The 12,783-nt window shown below is 63.5% G+C and carries 14 protein-coding genes; 5 read left to right on the top strand and 9 right to left on the bottom strand.

All coding sequences use genetic code 11. From position 1 onward, the window contains the following. Positions 1–16 precede the first annotated feature (16 nt). The 3 genes from B551_RS14010 to B551_RS14020 form a co-directional block, all read right to left on the bottom strand. On the bottom strand, positions 17–1,234 hold the full coding sequence (locus B551_RS14010; RefSeq protein ID WP_023264345.1) for a CaiB/BaiF CoA-transferase family protein: 1,218 nt from the start codon (positions 1,232–1,234) through the stop codon (positions 17–19). A 146-nt stretch (positions 1,235–1,380) separates the two neighbouring features. Next, entirely contained in the window at positions 1,381–2,265 is an 885-nt protein-coding gene (locus tag B551_RS14015; RefSeq protein ID WP_023264346.1) for a LysR substrate-binding domain-containing protein, read from the bottom strand. Positions 2,266–2,325: 60 nt separating this feature from the next. Then, positions 2,326–3,705: an NAD-dependent succinate-semialdehyde dehydrogenase gene (locus B551_RS14020; RefSeq protein WP_023264347.1), complete on the bottom strand. Its 1,380-nt coding sequence runs from the start codon at positions 3,703–3,705 to the stop codon at positions 2,326–2,328. Between the two features lie 239 nt (positions 3,706–3,944). Here B551_RS14020 and B551_RS14025 point away from each other — a divergent pair, with 239 nt between their 5' ends. Further along, positions 3,945–4,868 carry an AraC family transcriptional regulator gene (locus B551_RS14025; RefSeq protein WP_006575940.1) on the top strand — a complete coding sequence of 308 codons (924 nt, stop codon included), beginning with the start codon at positions 3,945–3,947 and terminating at the stop codon, positions 4,866–4,868. Here B551_RS14025 and B551_RS14030 read toward each other — a convergent pair. From B551_RS14030 to B551_RS14045, 4 genes are all read right to left on the bottom strand, one after another. Further along, entirely contained in the window at positions 4,857–5,123 is a 267-nt protein-coding gene (locus B551_RS14030; RefSeq protein WP_006575941.1) for a hypothetical protein, read from the bottom strand. The genes B551_RS14025 and B551_RS14030 overlap by 12 nt on opposite strands. 82 nt (positions 5,124–5,205) lie before the next feature. After that, the gene (locus B551_RS14035) at positions 5,206–5,709 is read right to left on the bottom strand and encodes a hypothetical protein (protein ID WP_006575942.1); all 504 of its coding nucleotides are present in this window, start codon (positions 5,707–5,709) and stop codon (positions 5,206–5,208) included. Between the two features lie 119 nt (positions 5,710–5,828). After that, entirely contained in the window at positions 5,829–6,410 is a 582-nt protein-coding gene (locus tag B551_RS14040; RefSeq protein WP_006575943.1) for a TetR/AcrR family transcriptional regulator, read from the bottom strand. Positions 6,411–6,581: 171 nt separating this feature from the next. Next, the gene (locus tag B551_RS14045; RefSeq protein ID WP_006575944.1) at positions 6,582–7,523 is read right to left on the bottom strand and encodes a LysR family transcriptional regulator; all 942 of its coding nucleotides are present in this window, start codon (positions 7,521–7,523) and stop codon (positions 6,582–6,584) included. Positions 7,524–7,636: 113 nt separating this feature from the next. Here B551_RS14045 and B551_RS14050 point away from each other — a divergent pair, with 113 nt between their 5' ends. Further along, positions 7,637–7,957, top strand: coding sequence for a nuclear transport factor 2 family protein (locus B551_RS14050; RefSeq protein WP_023264349.1), 321 nt, complete (start codon positions 7,637–7,639; stop codon positions 7,955–7,957). Here B551_RS14050 and B551_RS14055 read toward each other — a convergent pair. Continuing rightward, positions 7,954–8,922, bottom strand: a complete 969-nt coding sequence (locus tag B551_RS14055) for a LysR family transcriptional regulator (protein ID WP_006575945.1) — start codon at positions 8,920–8,922, stop codon at positions 7,954–7,956. The genes B551_RS14050 and B551_RS14055 overlap by 4 nt on opposite strands. A gap of 137 nt (positions 8,923–9,059) precedes the next feature. On the opposite strand from B551_RS14055, the gene B551_RS14060 reads away from it, so the two are divergent. Beyond that, positions 9,060–10,250, top strand: a complete 1,191-nt coding sequence (locus B551_RS14060; protein ID WP_023264350.1) for a serine hydrolase — start codon at positions 9,060–9,062, stop codon at positions 10,248–10,250. Next, positions 10,247–11,461 (top strand): MFS transporter, encoded by a 1,215-nt coding sequence (locus B551_RS14065; protein ID WP_006575946.1) that lies wholly within the window; start codon positions 10,247–10,249, stop codon positions 11,459–11,461. The genes B551_RS14060 and B551_RS14065 overlap by 4 nt, the downstream gene beginning before the upstream one ends. Positions 11,462–11,476: 15 nt before the next feature. On the opposite strand, the gene B551_RS14070 is transcribed toward B551_RS14065, so the two are convergent. Further along, positions 11,477–11,923, bottom strand: a complete 447-nt coding sequence (locus tag B551_RS14070) for a helix-turn-helix domain-containing protein (RefSeq protein WP_006575947.1) — start codon at positions 11,921–11,923, stop codon at positions 11,477–11,479. A 183-nt stretch (positions 11,924–12,106) separates the two neighbouring features. On the opposite strand from B551_RS14070, the gene B551_RS14075 reads away from it, so the two are divergent. After that, positions 12,107–12,783 (top strand): MFS transporter (locus B551_RS14075; protein ID WP_023264351.1); only part of this gene is annotated, 677 nt, incomplete at its 3' end.

The following is a 12,783-nucleotide window of genomic DNA, read 5'->3' on the forward strand; positions in this document are numbered from 1 at the left end:
ATCGACGTATCCTGGGTCAGGTAGATGAGTTTGGAGGAACGACGAGGACGCCGCGTTCGAGCATGGCGTCGATTTGCGGCCGGCTATAGCCGAATTCCTCAAGGATTTCGCGGCCGTGCTGGCCCAACGTAGGCGCGGGCATATCGCGATCCTGCGCACTCGTCGCGTGAGTCGGTCCGGGTGCGAAGCCTGGCATGCGCACCTTTCCGGCGAGCGGATGGTCAACCCAGCTGTCGATGCCGCTGGCCGTGTACTGCGGGGATCGGAGGACATCCTGGTAGCTGGCAATGGGCGCGCACAAGATGTCGTGCGCAGCCAGCCGCTGTATCCACGCTTCGGTGGAGCGCTGTTGGAACAACGGCGTCAGTGCCTGGCGCAGCGCGTCGCGGTGGGCGACGCGGTCGGCGTTGCGGGCGAAGCGCGGATCGTGCTCCAGGTCCGGTGCACCCAGCACGGCGCATAGCGCTTGCCAACGCTTCGGCTGGTAGGCGGCTACCATGAGCCAGCCATCGCGCGTCTGGTACGCTTCATTGGGCGCGGCGTACGGGGCTGCGCTGCCGGTCCTGGCAGGCACGGCATTGGTGGCGAAGTAGGACGCGTAGCCGATCTGCTGCAGCATCAGCGTGGCGTTGTACAGACTGATGTCCAGGTACTCGCCTTGTCCGCTTTGCCGAGCGGCGTTGGCCGCGGCAAGGATCGCGATCGTCGCCAGATAGCCGGCCACCATATCCGCGACCGGAATCGCGACTTTGATGGGCTCGCTGTGCGCTGTGCCAAGCGTACTCATCAGGCCGCTGGCTGCCTGGATGATGCCGTCCACACCGGCGCGCTCGCGCATCGGCCCGGTTTGGCCATAGGCGGAGATGGAGCAATACACCAGCTTGCGATTGCTGCCAGCCAGCGTGTCATAGTCCAGGCCCAATGTCCGCATGACGCCTGGCCTGAAATTCTCGACCACGACGTCCGCATCCTGAATCAGTCGACGGGCGACTTCGCGGCCGTCCGCGCATTTCAGATTCAATGCGATGCCGCGCTTGTTGCGATTGACGCTCAGGTACACCGCGCTTTCGCCGGCGATCCACGGCGGGCCGATCTGCCGCGCCAATTCGCCATCGGGCGGTTCGACCTTGATGACATCGGCACCCATGTCCGCAAGCATCATGGTGCAAACGGGCCCCGCGAGTACATGCGAAAAATCGATTACCCGCAGTCCTCTCAAGCTGCGCTTCAACATATTCTGGCTCCCGGATGACGCGGCTTCGCTGGTGGCCGCGATCACTTGTCATGGGGGCAGAATAGGCAGGGGCACCCGAGCCGGCAATCGACTTTATGGGCCGTACGCTTTGACTTTTTGTAAAAGGGGTCGATCGCTCGAGCGGATCAGATCGCGACGAGCGTCGACAGCCAATCGCGAAATGCGCGCAATGCGCTTGACTGCGGTTTGCCTGTCGGCCATGCGAAGTAGTATGTGTATTCGCCGCGATCGAGCGTCGGACCGAGTGGCGCCACCAGCGTCTGGTCCGCCAGTTCTTTTTCGATCAATGCTTTCTGCGCGATGGCGACGCCATGCCCCTCGATCGCCGCTTGATAGGCAAGCAACGATGTTTCGTATTTCATGCCATCGGTGGGACTGACATTGCGCAAGCCTGCTGCGCGCAGCCAAAGCATCCAGTCGTCGGGGCGCGCCATCGAATGCAGCAAGGTTTGCGTGGCGAGCTGCTTCTTGTGTGTCAGGTGCACGGCAGGCGAGGCCACGGGCACAAGCTCGTTGCGAACGAGCTGCAACGTTCGCATTCCCGGCCAACGGCCATCGCCCAGCTGTATGCCTGCGTCAATATCCTCGTGCTCGAAGTCCAGCGGCGCGAACGAGGTCATGACCTGAACGTCGATGTCCTTGTGCAACCGGTGAAAGCTCGCCAGCCGGGGGATGAGCCACCGTACGGCGAACGTGGCGGGCGATCGTAATCGCAAGGTGTTTCGGCCGGGGCTGCTGTTGGTCACCGCCAGGGTGGCTTCCCGCAATGTCTCGAACAGGGGGATCAAGTCGGAAAGGTAACGCGCGCCGGCCGGGGTCAGCTCCAGGCCGCCGTGTGCGCGGACGAACAGCGGCGTTCCCAGGTAGCTCTCCAGCGCGCGCACCTGCCTGCTGACCGCGGCGGGCGTGACGCACAACTCATCGGCGGCCTTCGAAATGCTGAGCAGCCGCCCGGTCGCTTCGAATGCTCGGGCGGGATTCAGTGGGGGGAGTAGGGCGCGACGCACCATGGCAATAACAGAAGGCGTAGGCTGGGTGGACGTCGCCATGATGCCCTATCTCCCATGGAGTCAGCGTGCCAAGCCCCCCATCAGTACGTACTTGACCTCGACATACTCCTCGATCCCGTAGTAGCTGCCTTCGCGCCCGTATCCCGAATGCTTGACCCCGCCGAATGGCACCGAGGCGGTGCCGACTGAACCGGAATTCAGGATCACCATGCCCGCCTCGATATCGCGGGACAAGCGAAACGCTCGGCCAAGATCGCGCGTGTAGGCGTAAGCCACCAGTCCGTATTCGGTGTCGTTGGCCCTGTTGACGACTTCGGTTTCATCACGGAAGCGGTAGAACGCGAAGACTGGCCCGAAGATTTCGGTTTTGGCGATCGGCATCTCTTCATCGAGATCGGCGAGGACGGTCGGTTCGTAGAACAGTCCGCCTTTCTCGTGCGGTTTGCCTCCGAGCAACACGCTCCCGCCGCGCCGCTTCGTGTCTTCGACGAGCTGAACGACCTTGTCGAAGCCCGCTTGATTGATCAGCGGCCCCACGACGAATCCGGGCTGCAGTCCCTGGTCCACGGGAAATTCGGAGACCCGTTCAACGACGGCCCGGACAAAGCGATCGTAAATCCCATCCTGCACGTAGATGCGGTTGGGCGAAATGCAGACCTGGCCGGAATTTCGCAGCTTGGCGGCCACCAGGCCGGTGACGGCCTGATCGAAATCGGCATCATCGAACACGATGAACGGGGCATTGCCTCCCAATTCCAGTGTCATCTTTTTCAGCGCGCGTCCGCTGGCTTCGGCCAGCAGTTTGCCGACGGCGGTGGAGCCGGTGAACGAGATCTTCCGGATCCGATCGTCGCCGGTAAAGAGGGCACCGATCTGTTGTGGGTTGCCGGTGACCATCTCGAACACGCCCTCGGGAATGCCTGCCCGGCGCGCGTACTCGAGCAGCATGTAGGCAGTCAGCGGCGTCTCTTCGGATGGCTTGATGACCATGGTGCAACCGGCCGCCAGTGCGGTCGCGACTTTGCGCGTGATCATCATGAAGGGGAAGTTCCAGGGCGTGATGGCCGCAGTCGGTCCAACGGGCTCCTTGACGACGATCACGGCGGCATGATCGGCGTGGGACGGGATGGTGTCGCCATAGACCCGCCTGGCTTCCTCGGCATACCACTCGATAAAGCCAAGCCCGTAGTCGATTTCGCCCAGCGCTTCGGCCAGGCACTTGCCGTTTTCCTTGACCATCTGTTCGGCAAAGACCTGCTTGTCGTCTCTGACGAGTTCGAACCAGCGGCGGAGAAGCTCGCTGCGTTCCTTGGCGAGTTTGCGCGACCATGCCGGAAATGCGTTGCAGGTTCTGTCTATCGCCGCTTTCACCTGGGCTTCGTTCATCTGGGGCGCCGCCCCGATGCGCGATCCGTCTGCAGGGTTCAGTACGTCAATCATGGATATTTACCGCTCCAGTTGGGTGCAATGCGCGCCGTGTCACCACGACAGGGCTTTGCGCTGCGGATTGAATAATGGAATCCAATCCTGCATGCCACCATGGCAACGGATCTCAAATGTTTGCCTGATCCTATGAGCGGCAAGAACTCCGGTAATGGTGCTGGTAAGCTACGCCGCAGTGCAGACAAGAGGGCTCGGCCATGACTCGATCTGGCAAAAACGAGGCGCCAAGCCAGGCGATGCTGGCGCGGCGCATGGTGTCCATGCTGGCAGCGTTGGCGCCGCGCGAGGGATATAACTTGTCGGCGTTGCCCGATGTCAGATTCCTGCGTTCGAATCGCCCGTTGAAAGCGGTGCCGGTGCTCTACGATCCCGGCATCGTGATCGTTTGCCAGGGCAGGAAACGTGGGTACTTCGGCGATCAGATTTACCTGTACGACGACCGGCATTACCTCGCGGTTTCGGTGCCCGTGCCATTCACCATGGAAACGGACGCCAGCGAATCCGAGCCGCTGCTGGCCATTTACATGCACCTCGATTTCAAGCTCGCTGCCGATCTGATGCTGCAGATCGACCAGCATGGCGGCATGGAGCCGACCGAGCCGCGCGGCATGATGTCCACCCCGATGGACAGCCGGCTATGCGAATCGCTGGTTCGATTTCTCGAGGCGATGAGCCGCCCTGTGGAAGCCCGGATTCTTGGCCCGGCGCTGGTGCGGGAAATCTACTTCCATGTTCTGACGGGCGAGCAAGGGGCATCGATGCGCGCCGCGCTCGCCATGCATGGGCAGTTCGGCAAGATCGCGCGCGCGTTGCGCCGGATCCATGCGTCCTTTCATGTCGACGTCAGTGTCGAACAACTGGCGCGCGAAGCCGGGATGAGTGTGCCGAGCTTCCACGCCCACTTCAAGGCCGTCACCAAGACCTCGCCGGTGCAGTACCTGAAGTCGATACGGTTGCATCAGGCACGCCTGCATATGGTCCGTAACGGCATGACCGCGGCCGCCGCAAGCGCCGAAGTTGGCTATGACAGCCCCTCACAGTTCAGCCGGGAATTCAAGCGCCTTTTCGGGCGAAGCCCGATCGAAGAGGTCAAGCGGATGAAGGCGGAATTTGCCGTGCCGCCTCCGCATGCCGCCTCGCCGTTCGTGTCATCGCACTGACGCCACTGATCGCCCTTGTTTGGGCGCCACCAGCGCCGAGCGCGCATGGCGGACCAGGCGTAGCAGCCAACCGGCCGACGTCTCGATCGTCGCGCCGCCTGCAAGGTCCTGTCCGCGCGGGCCGGCATGGATCGTCAGTTGCTGTCGGCTGAGCCAGGCCTCGATGCCCTCCAGGGCTTCATCGTCGGCCAGCATGCTCTCCAGATCCTCGACGCTCGATTCTGTTTCGGAAAAAGTGTCCAGCGGGAATGCCATGCTCCATCTCTCCTGATTTGCACAGTGATGCCGAGGCGGGCCAGCGCGGCCCACGCGACATCCGCGGGCCGCGTACCCGGAATCAGGGGAGGGGCGCGCGCCGCCGTTGCAAATGCATCCAACGGGCCTGCAATACGGAGCCGAGCAGAAAGACGACCAGCCACGCGGCAAGCGTGCCGCGTACCACAGGCGATTGCGGGCCATCGGCGAGAGGATGGGCCACGGGCAATCGTGTCAGCGTTTCGTTGATTCCGGGGACCAGCAGCAGGAAGAAGCTGAACGTGAATCCGAACTGGGACAGGTAGGGCTGGGCACGGGGAAAGACCGGGACCCGTGGCAGCACCAGCGCGCTGAATATGGCGAGCAGCGCCACGATGCCGAGCGCATGGCCGACGTTGAAGCCCCCGCTGCTGGACAGCCCGAATGACGTCAGCACCGACAACAGCAGCCCACCGAGGTAAATCCGGCCGGCATGCGTGTCGCTGTCGATCCTGAAGTAGCGCGCAAAGCTATAGACGCCCGCGATGACGGGGACGATGCTGATCAGGGTGTGCCCGGATCCCAGGGCGGAAATCGGATGCGGCATAGGACGATGGCTCCTTCAAACCATGGGTTGAAACAACGGGATTTCACATGCGTGGCAACCAACTAGTTGGTCGGTATCCCGGTGAAAAAATAGCCGGCTCGCGGCCGGTAAAAAAGCGATTAGTTCGACCCGGTCAGCCGTCTGATCGCCGCTTGCGAGATGGAGGCAAATGCCTCGGGATTGTCGAAAGCCCGTGCGGTCAACATTGCGCCGTGCACCGTGGACATGAAGGTCTGTGCCTCGACAAGTGCCGTATCGCGCAGATGCAATTGTCCTTTCCCGGCACCTGCCTCCAGGACCGTGGCCAGCCATGCGGTCAGGTCCTCGAAGTAGGCTCGAACCTCATTCGCGATCTCTTGCGGGATGATCGGCAATTCGGCAGCCAGCATCGCGCAAATACACATCGATGACGTGCCGTCGCGTATGCACCGCGACCAGTAATCGATATAGGCCGTCAGCCGCGCCAACGGATCGCCGATCTGGCCATCGAGTGCGGCCAAGCCTTGCCGCGTCTGCGCGCGGTGTAGCGCGACCACGGTCAGGACCAGGTCCGCCTTGCTCGGAAAATGATGATGGATGCTCGGCTTGCCGATACGCACGCGCTCGGACAGATCCGCATAACTGAATCCGTGATAACCGCCAGCGGCCAGCAACAGCTTCGTATGCTCGGCGATTTCGGCCGCGCGGGGGGAAAGTTCCATAGGTATCAATAAGCGGGATTGCGGCACACGCATGCAAGACATCGCTCGTGCACTGCCGGGATGCCGCGCGTGGCATTCAATATGTTGACCAATCTACTAGTTGGTCGGTTGTGTTGTCAAGAATTTCCGCTTGCGACATGGCATCACGCATTCGGCAACGCGATCGGCTGCTCAATGCCGACGGCGGTTTCGTCCGGCAGGCGATTGGCGGTCCGGCTCCCGCTCGGCCACCTCACGGGCCAACGCGAGGAATGCCTTCATTCCGGCAGAGTGGTGGCGCCGGCCCGGGTAATAGAGGCAGAGCCCGGGCAAAGGCGGTGTCCAATCCGCCAGCACGCGAACCAGGCGTCCTGCCTCGATATCGGGCAGCACGTCCTGCTCCATGAAATAGCCCAGGCCGATATTCCCGATCACGGCGGCCCGCGCCAGGCTCGCTTCGTCGAGCGTGATCGGGCCGCGCACGTCGATCTGCGCTGTCTCGCCGGCCTTCTCGAATTGCCACCGATACAGCGTCCCGTCGGGCAGGCGGACACGCACGCACTGGTGCTTCAGCAGATCGGGTGGGACGCGAGGCTTCCGATGGTTCTCGAAGTACACGGGCGATCCCACGACGGCATAGCGTTGGGGCCGGCCGAGCGGCACGGCGATCATGTCGCTGGGAACGAGGTCGGCGACTCGAACGCCGAGATCGAAACCCTCGGCGACGATATCGACCAGCCGTCCTTCGGTCACCAGGTCGACATTCATGTCCGGGTAGCGGCGCAGGAATTCGAGCACCAGCGGGGACATGATGTCTCGCGCCGCAAATGCCGCGGCATTGATCCGCAGTGTTCCGGATGGCGTTTCCTGCTGCGACCGCACTGCCTCCAATGCGCCGTGAATATCGTGAAGCGCGGGCCCGACCTGCTCGACAAACTGTCGACCGGCATCGGTCAGCGAGACACTGCGCGTCGTGCGATTGAACAGGCGGATGCCAAGATTGGTCTCGAGCTTGCCAATGGCATGGCTCAGGGCCGTGGTCGACATCCCGAGATCGATCGCCGCTGCGCGGAACGTTCCAAGGCGGGCAATCGCGATGACGGCTTCGAGGTCGTGAAGGGAGGTTTTTTCCATTGTCCTGTTTTTTTCATCGACACATCCAGCGTTATCGTGTTTATCAGAACAATGGTCAAGCCTAAACTGGCGCTGCAACATTGCCAGGCAAGCACAGATCAGGAGCAGAAGGAATGGATATTCCGACCGTTGTGGACGCGTATTTCGAAGCGGACAAGGGCGACGATGCCGATGCGCTTGTTTCGCTTTTTCTACCCAATGCCGGGGTCAACGACGAGAGTGCGCGGCATCAGGGAAGGGAGGCGATACGCGCGTGGTGGCAGGCGGCCAAGGAAAAATACCGCCACGTCGCCGAGCCAGTCGAAGCCGCTGGCAACGACACCGAGGTCCGTGTTCGCGCCAGGGTGAGCGGGCAGTTCCCGAATAGTCCTGTCACGCTGCAATTTGTCTTCACGATCGAGAAAGGCAAGATCGCCGAATTGAGCATCCATTAAGCGCGGCGAACGTGCGATTGCGCCTGGCGCCGCGGGCCTTTCGCCGGCCGCTGGCGCTTCGCGGCACGCCGTGTTTCCGCCGAAGGAAATACGCGCGCACTAAGAAAATCGACAAATGCGCGCACCTTGGGAGAGGGGTGCTTGCTGGCCGGCCACAGCACGTAGAACGGGTTTTCCCACTCCAGATGGCTGTCCAGCACGCGTGTCAATTGACCGCTGGCGACCAGGTCCGTGACCGAAAAGTCCGGCACGAACGCGACGCCCAAGCCTTGCAGCGCAAAGCAAACGCGCGTCTCGATGTTGTTGCAGATCATCGATGTTGGAAGCTGCAATTCCGGTTGGCCTGGCGCGCGACGGAGCGGCCACGGTTCCAGCTTGCCGCTGTTGGGGAAGCGATAGTGCAGGCAGGCATGGTCCAGCAGATCGGCGGGTACTTTGGGTGTGCCGCGTCGCCCCAGATAGTCTGGTGAGGCCACCAGCATCCCTTCGAAGATGCCGAGCCGGCGGGCTGACAGGCGGGAATCGGTCGGTTCGCCGGTTCTGACCACCGCGTCGAAGCCTTCCTCGATCACGTCAACCATCCGGTCAGTGAAATCCAGATCGAGCTCGATGTCGGGGTAGTCGCGCATGAAGTCCGCAAGCACCGGCAGCAGCAGCGAACTGACCAGCGGCAGGCTGACGCGTAGCCGGCCTCGCGGCGCCTTCGTCGCTTCTGACAACTCCGATTGCGCGGCTTCGATCTCGGCGAGGATGCGGCGGCTGCGTTCGAGGAACCGTGTGCCTTCGGCCGTCAGCGTGATACTGCGCGTGCTGCGGTGGAACAGGCGTACTCCAAGCTTGTTTTCCAGCCTGGCCACGGTTTTGCCGATGGCGGAAGCGGATACGCCGAGCATTCGCCCGGCCGCGACAAAGCTGCGCGTTTCGGCGACCTGCACGAAGACCATGAAGCCGTTCAGACTGTCCATGTCGCGATCTCCATCCTTATCCTGATCTTCATCCGATTGCGGACATATTTGTCCGCATAAACCGGAAATCTACCCCACTTTTTCTTCAATGCGGGGCTCTCTATCGTGACAGCGTCATTCCTCCAAGGAGAATTGCGTTGTCCGATTCCACACTTGCATGGCGCCAGGAGGCTGGTGCAGCGTGCCTTTCCGAATGCGTCGACACGGTTGTCCAGCAGGCGCTGGACGAACGCCGCCTAGTTGGTGCTGTCGTGCTGGTCGCCAGAGACGGCGAGCTCGTCTACCGCAAGGCGGCTGGCCTGGCCGATCGTGAAGGCCAGCGGCCGATGGCGGTCGATACGGTGTTCCGCCTGGCTTCTGTCAGCAAGCCCATTGTTTCCGCCGCAGCGCTGGTCCTGGTCGCGCGTGGGCAGATCGACTTCGATGCGAGTCTCGACCGCTGGCTGCCGGAATTCCGGCCACGCCTGGCCGATGGACGCGTGCCGCGGATCTCGATCCGCCAGTTGTTGAGCCACACCGCGGGCCTGGGCTACCGCTTTCTCGAGGCTGATGACGATGGGCCGTATGCGCGGGCTGGCGTATCGGATGGCATGGACGAAGCGGGCATCGATCTGGACGAGAACCTGCGGCGCATTGCCAGCGTGCCGCTGCTGTACGAACCCGGCACGGGTTGGGGCTACTCGGTGGCGATCGACGTGCTCGGCGCCGTCATCGAGCGGGCCCATGGCGCTGCGCTTGGCGAGGCGGTGCGTCAGCTCGTGACAGGGCCGCTCGGCATGGTCGATACCGACTTCGTCGTCCGCGATGCGCAGCGGCTTGCCACCGCCTATGTCAACGACCGCCCGCGGCCGCATCGCCTACGCGAAGGCGAGATCGCGCCGGTCTTCGACGGTACGGTCGGCATTCGGTACAGCCCCGCGCGCATCTTCGACTCACAGGCCTTTCCGTCGGGCGGTGCCGGCATGGCGGGCACCGCGGAAGACCTGATGCGCTTGCTCGAGGCGTTGCGTCAGCGGAACGGCAAGCTATTGCCTGCCGAGCTGGTTGCCGAAATGGCCCGCGACCAGACCGGTGGTTGCGAACTGCCTGGCGCGCCGGGGTTCGGCTTTGGACTCGGCTTCTCGGTCCTGCGCGATCCGGCGCGCGCGGCGTCTCCGGAATCGGCGGGGACGTGGCGCTGGGGAGGCGCCTATGGTCACGCGTGGTTTGTCGATCCGCTACAGCGGCTCAGCGTGGTGGCATTGACCAATACGCTGTACGAGGGCATGACAGGCCGATTCGTCAACGATTTGCGCGACGCGATCTATGGCGCGCTGGAGTCCGTATGAGCGCGCATGGCGAAGGCCTTTCTCTCGATGCGGGCGCGGCCACGGTGCGTGCGAGCGAGAAATTACCGCTGGGCGCGCTGTTGGCGCTTGCGATGGCGGCGTTCATCACCATCCTGACCGAGGCGCTGCCGGCCGGACTGTTGCCGCAAATGGCCGGGAGCCTGGCGGTTTCCGAAGCCATGGTCGGGCAACTCGTCACGGCCTATGCGGTGGGCTCGCTGGTCGCCGCGATGCCGCTGACCGCCGCCACGCAAGGGGTTCGGCGCCGGCCGCTGTTGTTGTTCGCCATTGCGGGCTTCGCCGCCGCCAATACGGTCACGACCTTCTCGGCAAGCTATGCATTGACGATGGTGGCGCGGTTCCTGGCCGGCGTGTCTGCGGGGCTGCTATGGGCGCTGTTGGCAAGCCATGCGGCGCGCATGGTGCCCGAGTCCCAGAAAGGACGCGCCATTGCGGTCGCGATGGTTGGTACGCCATTGGCGCTGTCGCTCGGCGTCCCGGCCGGCACCTTGCTCGGCACGCTGGTGGGATGGCGCGTCTGCTTCGGCATCATGAGCCTGTCGGCCTTGATCCTGATGATCTGGGTGCGGTTCAAGGTCCCGGACTTCGCCGGGCAGGCCAGCGGCAAGCGCTTGCCGCTGGCAGCCGTGATTGCAATCCCGGGCGTTGGCGCCGTGTTGATCGTGGTGCTGGCGTTCGTGCTGGCGCACAACATCCTCTACACCTATATCGCACCATTTCTCGCCACGGCCGGCATGGTGGCGAGCACCGGCCGCGTGCTGCTGGTGTTCGGCATTGCGTCGCTGATCGGCATCTGGATCGTGGGTGTTCTGATCGACCGTCATCTGCGCGCGCTGACGCTTGCCAGCACGCTGCTTTTCGGTCTGGCTGCAGCGGTGCTCGGCGCGGCCGGACAGACGCCGCTCGTGGTGTATGCCGCGGTCGGTGTCTGGGGACTCGCGTTCGGCGGCGCAGCGACGCTGTTTCAGACCGCGTTGGCAAAGACGGCCGACGACGCGGTCAACGTAACGCAGTCGATGTTGGTGACCGCGTGGAATGCAGCGATCGCGGGGGGCGGCCTCATCGGTGGCGTGCTGCTCGACCGGTTTGGCACCGGCGCTTTCTCGGCCGCCTTGCTGGTGCTGCTCGGTACCGCGCTGACGGTGACGTGGAGGGCCAGGGAGCGGGGCTTTCCGGCATCGGTGAACTGATGCGCGAAGACCGGCTTACCGCGGCAGCTTCACCGTGGTCTCCCATGGCCGCACGACCTTGCCGTCGGCGGAGCGGGGCTCCATCACCGTGAGCGGTTTTCCGGAGCCCTTGTCCACCAGCACCGAATGCGCGTCCCGCGGACCGAACAGATGCTGCTCGCCCCATTGCCGGAAGGCCACGATCACGGGAAACAGCCGCTCTCCCTTGGGCGTCAGCACATATTCCTGATACGACGTGCCGTCCGATGCCGGGCTGATCTCGAAGATGCCGGCTTCGACCAGCAGGCGCAGGCGGTCGGCCAGGATACTGCGGGCCACGCCCAGGCGCCGCTGGAATTCGCTGAAGCGGCGCACGCCATCGAAAGCATCCCGCACGATCAGCAGGCACCAGCGGTCGCCGATCAGGTCGAGCGAGCGGGCGACCGGACAGGTTTCCGACTCGTTGTCGCGACGTTTTGCCATCAATGCTCCTTTGGTAAAGGCATGAGCCAGATGTGGGTTTGTCTTGGTGGTTTCATTTTAAGACCAGTTTGCCTACAATCAAACCGGTCTTGATTTGAAACTACTTTGATGAAGGGAAAATCCATGCCAGGCGAATCATCGACAGGGCCCGTGCCCAAGCACCCAACCCCGTCCGCGGGCTCGATGCCCGGCGCACTGGTCGCGCTGTTCGCCTGCGCCTGCGGGCTCAGCGTGGCGAACGTCTACTACGCGCAGCCCTTGCTCGACGCGCTCGGCGGGGAGTTCGCGCTGGACCATGCCGCGGTAGGGGGCGTGATCACGGCCACGCAGGTCGGCTGCGCGCTGGCCTTGCTGCTGCTGGTGCCGCTGGGCGACCGCATCGATCGGCGGCGCCTGATGCTGTGGCAGGCGGCTGCACTGGTGGGGGCGCTGATTGCCGTGGCCGCGGCCGCGTCGGCGGCGGCCTTGCTGGTTGGCATGCTGGCCGTCGGTCTGCTCGGCACAGCGATGACGCAGGGACTAATCGCCTACGCGGCGACCGCCGGCGCGCCATCGGAGCGCGGACGGGTGGTCGGTGCCGCGCAGGGCGGCGTGGTCATCGGCCTGCTGCTGGCGCGCGTGCTGGCCGGTCTGATTGCCGATATGGCCGGATGGCGCGGCGTGTATCTGTTCTCGGCGCTGGCGATGCTGGTGCTGTCGCTGATCCTGTGGCGCCGTCTGCCGGCGCAGGCCCCAGCGAGTTCACGGCTGAGCTATCCGAAGCTGATCCTGTCGATGCTGACGCTACTGCGGCAGCAACGCGTGCTGCAGATCCGCGGCACGATCGCGATGCTGATGTTCGCGGCGTTCAGCGTGTTCTG

The sequence above is a fragment of the Cupriavidus sp. HPC(L) genome (assembly GCF_000307735.3).
Taxonomy (GTDB): Bacteria; Pseudomonadota; Gammaproteobacteria; order Burkholderiales; family Burkholderiaceae; genus Cupriavidus.

Excerpts from the sequence above, each read along its gene's own strand:
- B551_RS14010 (WP_023264345.1), bottom strand. The coding sequence starts at position 1,234 with ATGTTGAAGCGCAGCTTGAGAGGACTGCGGGTAATCGATTTTTCGCAT.
- B551_RS14015 (WP_023264346.1), bottom strand. The coding sequence starts at position 2,265 with ATGGTGCGTCGCGCCCTACTCCCCCCACTGAATCCCGCCCGAGCATTC.
- B551_RS14020 (WP_023264347.1), bottom strand. The coding sequence starts at position 3,705 with ATGATTGACGTACTGAACCCTGCAGACGGATCGCGCATCGGGGCGGCG.
- B551_RS14025 (WP_006575940.1), top strand. The coding sequence starts at position 3,945 with ATGCTGGCGCGGCGCATGGTGTCCATGCTGGCAGCGTTGGCGCCGCGC.
- B551_RS14030 (WP_006575941.1), bottom strand. The coding sequence starts at position 5,123 with ATGGCATTCCCGCTGGACACTTTTTCCGAAACAGAATCGAGCGTCGAG.
- B551_RS14035 (WP_006575942.1), bottom strand. The coding sequence starts at position 5,709 with ATGCCGCATCCGATTTCCGCCCTGGGATCCGGGCACACCCTGATCAGC.
- B551_RS14040 (WP_006575943.1), bottom strand. The coding sequence starts at position 6,410 with ATGGAACTTTCCCCCCGCGCGGCCGAAATCGCCGAGCATACGAAGCTG.
- B551_RS14045 (WP_006575944.1), bottom strand. The coding sequence starts at position 7,523 with ATGGAAAAAACCTCCCTTCACGACCTCGAAGCCGTCATCGCGATTGCC.
- B551_RS14050 (WP_023264349.1), top strand. The coding sequence starts at position 7,637 with ATGGATATTCCGACCGTTGTGGACGCGTATTTCGAAGCGGACAAGGGC.
- B551_RS14055 (WP_006575945.1), bottom strand. The coding sequence starts at position 8,922 with ATGGACAGTCTGAACGGCTTCATGGTCTTCGTGCAGGTCGCCGAAACG.
- B551_RS14065 (WP_006575946.1), top strand. The coding sequence starts at position 10,247 with ATGAGCGCGCATGGCGAAGGCCTTTCTCTCGATGCGGGCGCGGCCACG.
- B551_RS14070 (WP_006575947.1), bottom strand. The coding sequence starts at position 11,923 with ATGGCAAAACGTCGCGACAACGAGTCGGAAACCTGTCCGGTCGCCCGC.